This is a genomic window from Oscillibacter sp. (genome assembly GCF_031978065.1).
In the GTDB taxonomy this organism is placed as follows: Bacteria; Bacillota; Clostridia; order Oscillospirales; family Oscillospiraceae; genus Oscillibacter.
This window is the reverse complement of record NZ_DALZCH010000157.1, coordinates 1-5,152: the sequence shown is the minus strand read 5'-3', so window position 1 is coordinate 5,152 and position 5,152 is coordinate 1. Positions and strand designations below refer to the sequence as shown.

Sequence of the window (5,152 nt, the reverse complement as noted above, 5' to 3'; positions counted from 1 at the left end):
CCCCGCAGGATGTTAGATAAGTCATTTTTTCATTCATACCGCAAAAGCGAGTCGGAAATGAATTATATTGACAATCCCTTTCTTCCAAGCGACGGGGCGGCTTGCACGCGAATAATGGGACGGGTCTTTAAACCGCCTGAAATTGTTGGCTTTATTTGCTTTCCGCCCCTCAAGGAAATGTTGTGAACTTTTCACCAGATATCATTTTGGAAAATGGCACAAATATTGCTATACTTACAAACGTGGGATGACACCTTATAGGAAATCCAATCAGCCAACAAACAAAATCACATGAAATTTGAGGAGGAGAATTATGACAGACGAAAGAGAAATTCTCAGGGGGATTCTGGATATTCATGTCCACGCCGGTCCCTCTGTCGCCAATCGCGCGGTAGACGCCGCAGATATGCTGAAGGAGGCCGTTGTGGCTGGCTATCGCGGCTTTCTGGTGAAGGATCACTACTTTCCCAGCTGCATGGGCGTGAAAATGGTTCAGGAGCATTGCGACGCCCGGGGTGTTGAGATTTACAGCTCTATGGCACTAAACAATTCCATCGGTCTTTTCAATGCGCTGGCCGTGGATGCGGCAATCAATATGGGCGCAAAAATTATCTACTTCCCCACGGTATCCTCAAAGAATCACATTGACCACCACAAGGGCACCTTTGTGGGGGCGGGAAAGATGTCAGTCCCCGAGACGCCGGTTACTTATGTGGATGAAAGCGGCAAAATGGACGATGAGGCCATTGAAATTCTCAAGCTGCTGGCGGAAAAGGACGTGGTTCTCGGCACCGGTCACGGAACGGCCTGGGAAATCGACCATCTGGTGGAAAAGGCAACTGAGCTTGGCGTGAAGCACATTCTGGTCAACCATCCCCAGTTCCACATTGGCGCAAGCTACGAGCAAATGACCAAGTGGGCCAACTTGGGCGCGTTTATCGAAATCAACGTCTGCGTTTTCACCTGCGGCTCCAAGCTGGGTACTCTGGGCGACGAAGTGATTGGTGAGATGCTCAAAGCGGTTCCTCTGGACCGCATGATTTTGGACTCCGACATGGGGCAAAACGGCAACGGCTCCCCGGTGGAAGGGATGTACCGCTTTATCCGTGTACTGATGGACAAGTTCGGCCTCAGCGAAGAGGACATTGATCTGATTGCCAAGAAGAATCCCGCGCTGCTGCTGAATGTGTAAATAAAAAACACTTAACGGAGGAAATTATGAAGAAGAATCGTGTAAAAGCCTTGCTGTCGGCAACCATGGCCTTTTCTGTGCTCTTTCTGACTGCCTGTGGAGGCAATGCGTCCAGTTCCTCTTCCGGTGGAGCTTCCGCTTCCGCCAGTGCCGCCCAGAGTGACGGCGAGCCCGTCAACATTATCTGGGGCAACTACGGCAGCAGCTCCATGCCTCAGTATTCCGCCGATCAGGATGCGATTGACTATATGCAGAAAAACAGCAACATCACCGTGGACTATCAGGCTGACGGCGTTTTGGGCGGCGAGGCCGACATGATGCAGCAGATTATGGACGGCACCATCCAGTGCGTGACGGTTACCACCAGTTCCTTTAATACTTACACGAACCTGTTTGAGGCCTTTCAGCTCCCCTTCCTGATCAGTGACTATGAAACGGAATATCAGGTCCTGACCAGCGATGCGGCGCAGGCAATTTTTGACCAGGTGGGTGAGGATCTGGGGCTGAAGATTGTCGGCGTGGGCGAAAATGGCATGCGGCTGTTTGCAAACAACGTGCGCCCCATCACCAGCGTTGCGGATCTGAAGGGGTTGAAGCTGCGCATCGCAAGCTCCAATATGCTGGAGGGCGTTATGAAGGATCTGGGCGCCAGCCCCGTTACCGTGCCTTACAGCGAAGTGTTCACCGCTTTGCAGAACAACGTTGTTGACGGCGAGGAAATCAACATGACCTCCATTTACGCCATGAACCATTACGAGGTGCTGAAATACGTTTCTGAAATCGGTTTGTATCCCTTCCCCTCCCTGCTGGTTATGAATCTGAATTATTGGAACAGCCTTACCACTGATCAGCAGGACGCCATTTTGGCCGGAATGGATCTGGGCGCCCAGAACCTGTTCAGCAAATACCTGCCCAATTATGAGATACAGGCTGTGGCGGCCTGTCAGGATAAGGGCGTTCAGTTTAATACGATTGAAGGCGACGCACGTCAGGAGTTTGTTGATATTGCCACCAAGACGTGGAATGACTACCGTGAAAAGGATTCCAAAATTGCCAACCTGATTGATATGGCGCAGAGTCTGCAGTAAGCTCGTAATTTATCGAAAGAGGGAAAAGCATGGGAAAAATTGAGCGCATCCTTAATGGAATTGCCTTTGTTGCGAAAGCCCTGGCCGCTCTATGTCTTGGCATTATGCTGGTCGTATCGCTGGCGGAGATCGTGCGCCGCTATATGTTCGGGCTGTCCTTCTCCTGGGCGGACGAACTGATCCGCGACGGCGTTGTGTGTGTCGCAATGCTGGGCGGTGCGGCGGCTTATCGCGAAGAGGGCGGACTGGTGGCGTTTGACCTTATTTCCGCGCATGTGAAGGGGACCACCAAACTGATTTTGACGCTTGTCATCAACACGATCTGTCTGCTGTTTTCAGGCTATATGTTCATGAATGCCATCCAAACGCTGCAAACGCCGTCCATCGTCAAGCAGGTAAGCATTGGGCTGAAAATCTCGATGTTCTGGCCCTATCTGCCAATTGCACTGGGTCTGGGAATCATCTTTATTTTTACGCTGGAGAAATATTACAACATCCTGACATCCTGGCGGCATGGAGCGTATCAAAACAACGCAGAGGAGGACAAGGCACCGTGATAGCAGTTCTTATTGTATTTCTGGTAACGTTGGTCCTTGGCGTTCCAATCTGCTTTGTTCTTGGACTGGCCGGCTTCGCCCACGTAATGACGATGGGGGTTGACTCCTACTTCAACATTCTCACGCAAAAGATTTTTGCGGGCATGAACGTCAGCAGCCTGACCTGCATCCCGTTTTTCATTATGGCAGGCGAGCTGATGAATGCCAGCGGCGTCACCGAAAAGCTGATTGCTTTTGTCCGCACACTGGTGGGGCATTTCCGCGGCGGCCTTGCCTATGTGGTCATCCTCGTGGCCATGATTCTTTCGGCAATTCTCGGCTCAGCCAATGCGGTTGCCGCCATTCTTTGTGCCGTGGTGGTTCCGGAGATGATTCATGACGGATATCCCGACGACTTTTCCGCGTCGCTGGTTTGTGCCTCCGGCGTGCTGGGCCCCATTATACCCCCCAGCACCACCTTCGTTTACTTCAGCGTTCTGACCGGCGTTTCCCTCAACGCGATGTTCATGGGCGGATTGATTCCCGGCCTGCTGATCGGTCTGGCTTATATCACCGTCATTCGTCTCAACGTGAAGAAGCGCGGGCTTCCCAAAAGCACCGACCATTTTGACGGCAAGCTGGCCTTCCAAAGCTTTATCAAAGCGATTCCCGCCCTTCTGGTGCCCGTAATTCTGGTTGGCGGCATCACAGCCGGTATCTTCACTCCCGCTGAATCCGGCGCGGTTGCCGTGTTTGCGGCGATTATCGCGGGCCTGATTTATGGCAGGATGAATTTCAAAATCTTCCCCAAGGTGCTGATGAACTCCGTGGGTACCACAGCCGGAATCTTTATCATCATCGGGTTCGGCAATATTATGGGCTGGACCATGGCGATTGCAAAGGTCCCCGCCACCATCGAAAGCGCCGTTCTCGGCATCACACAGAGCGGGGCGGTCATCATTATGATGATGTTCGCAATTCTGATTCTTGTGGGCTGCGCCATGGAAGCCACCGCAGCCATGCTGATCTTCACGCCGGTGATGATGCCGCTGGCTACCTATGCAGGCATGGAGCCGGTTCACTTCGGCGTTTGGTTCTGCATCATGCTGACCATCGGTCTGGTGACGCCCCCCGTTGGCATGACTCTGTTTGTAACCTCCAACGTTACAAAAATCCCGCTAGACCGATTGTCTAAGCCCCTGATTCCATTTATTATCTCGGCCCTCATCGCAACCTTGCTGATGGCGTATGTCCCGCAGCTTGTGATGTTTGTGCCGCAGATGATGGGGCTTGCCTGATAAGCCCCTGTTAGCCCGGTTCAATGATAAAAACAAAATTAAAGGAGTAAAAATCATGAGTGAAATTATGTCTGGAAACTGGAACAAGATGCCTTGGAGACCCATTCGCGAAGGAATTAAGCAGGTTACGCTGGCCATGGGCGCCGATGATATGACCGTCACCCTCGGGCAGGTCACATCCGGTCACGAAAAGCGGCCCCACTCTCACCCCGAGGAGCAGGTCGCGCTGGTGCTTGAGGGCGAGTGCGACTATTATGTGGACGGCACGCCCTATCATCTGACGCCCGGCGGCTTTGTGGTGGTTCCCGCCAACGTGATGCATTATATCGATGTCCACGACACGGATATCCCCTGCTTCCAGATGGACATCTTCGGAACTCCCCGGCCCGAGTTCAAGGAGAAGTACATGGAGTTTCTGGAAGCTCTGAAGAAATAAGAGCCGCGCGGAAGGTCCGGAGGAATGTTGTATTCTTCCGGACCTTTTTCCGGGAAATTCAAAAATCAAGGCCGAACGCCTTTGAAGGAGAAAGACAGAAACATGAAAATGCGGAATTTTGTAAAGGAAAAACTGACGGAGAACGGATATGTTCTGGGTGCTTTTGTCGCTTCCGGCTCCGCGATGAACTGCGAGTGCCTGGGCATCAACGGAATGGACTTTATCATCATCGACGCGGAGCATGCCCAGACCGACACGGAAACCATGGTGGATATGGCCCGCGCGTGTGAGCTATACGGCATGGCGGCATTTGTCCGGGTTTATGATCCCAACGATCTTCCCATGATGAGCCGCCTGCTGGACGTGGGGATTCACGGCCTGATGGTTCCCATGGTGGAAAGCCGCGAACAGGCGGACGGAATCATCCGCTACGTCAAATATCCTCCGCTGGGGAAGCGCGGGGCAAATGGCGGCCGCGGCCCCAGATGGGGCATGTACGAGGATTACACCAAGCAGTCCAACGAGAATCTTTATACCATTATGCAGTGCGAAACCAAGCAGGGCGTTGAAAACATCGAAGAAGTCTGCCAAACTCCGGGTTT

At 52.5% G+C, this 5,152-nt stretch carries 7 protein-coding genes; all 7 read left to right on the top strand.

Annotation, left to right across the window (positions count from 1 at the left end; all coding sequences use genetic code 11):
- On the top strand, positions 1–186 hold a 186-nt coding region (locus tag RTK01_RS15780; RefSeq protein WP_312281887.1), incomplete at its 5' end, for a hypothetical protein.
- 127 nt (positions 187–313) lie between these two features.
- Positions 314–1,192: a DUF6282 family protein gene (locus RTK01_RS15775; protein WP_312281886.1), complete on the top strand. Its 879-nt coding sequence runs from the start codon at positions 314–316 to the stop codon at positions 1,190–1,192.
- A gap of 26 nt (positions 1,193–1,218) precedes the next feature.
- Complete coding sequence (gene dctP, locus RTK01_RS15770) at positions 1,219–2,280, top strand: TRAP transporter substrate-binding protein DctP (RefSeq protein WP_312281885.1); 1,062 nt, start codon at positions 1,219–1,221, stop codon at positions 2,278–2,280.
- 29 nt (positions 2,281–2,309) lie between these two features.
- Positions 2,310–2,837 (top strand): TRAP transporter small permease subunit, encoded by a 528-nt coding sequence (locus RTK01_RS15765; protein WP_312281884.1) that lies wholly within the window; start codon positions 2,310–2,312, stop codon positions 2,835–2,837.
- Positions 2,834–4,114, top strand: coding sequence for a TRAP transporter large permease (locus RTK01_RS15760; RefSeq protein ID WP_312281883.1), 1,281 nt, complete (start codon positions 2,834–2,836; stop codon positions 4,112–4,114). Before RTK01_RS15765 ends, RTK01_RS15760 begins: the two co-directional genes overlap by 4 nt.
- Positions 4,115–4,169: 55 nt before the next feature.
- The gene (locus tag RTK01_RS15755; RefSeq protein WP_294854652.1) at positions 4,170–4,550 is read left to right on the top strand and encodes a cupin domain-containing protein; all 381 of its coding nucleotides are present in this window, start codon (positions 4,170–4,172) and stop codon (positions 4,548–4,550) included.
- A 102-nt stretch (positions 4,551–4,652) separates the two neighbouring features.
- Positions 4,653–5,152 (top strand): aldolase/citrate lyase family protein (locus tag RTK01_RS15750; protein WP_312281882.1); only part of this gene is annotated, 500 nt, incomplete at its 3' end.

Excerpts from the sequence above, each read along its gene's own strand:
- RTK01_RS15765 (WP_312281884.1), top strand. The coding sequence starts at position 2,310 with ATGGGAAAAATTGAGCGCATCCTTAATGGAATTGCCTTTGTTGCGAAA.
- RTK01_RS15775 (WP_312281886.1), top strand. The coding sequence starts at position 314 with ATGACAGACGAAAGAGAAATTCTCAGGGGGATTCTGGATATTCATGTC.
- dctP (WP_312281885.1), top strand. The coding sequence starts at position 1,219 with ATGAAGAAGAATCGTGTAAAAGCCTTGCTGTCGGCAACCATGGCCTTT.
- RTK01_RS15755 (WP_294854652.1), top strand. The coding sequence starts at position 4,170 with ATGAGTGAAATTATGTCTGGAAACTGGAACAAGATGCCTTGGAGACCC.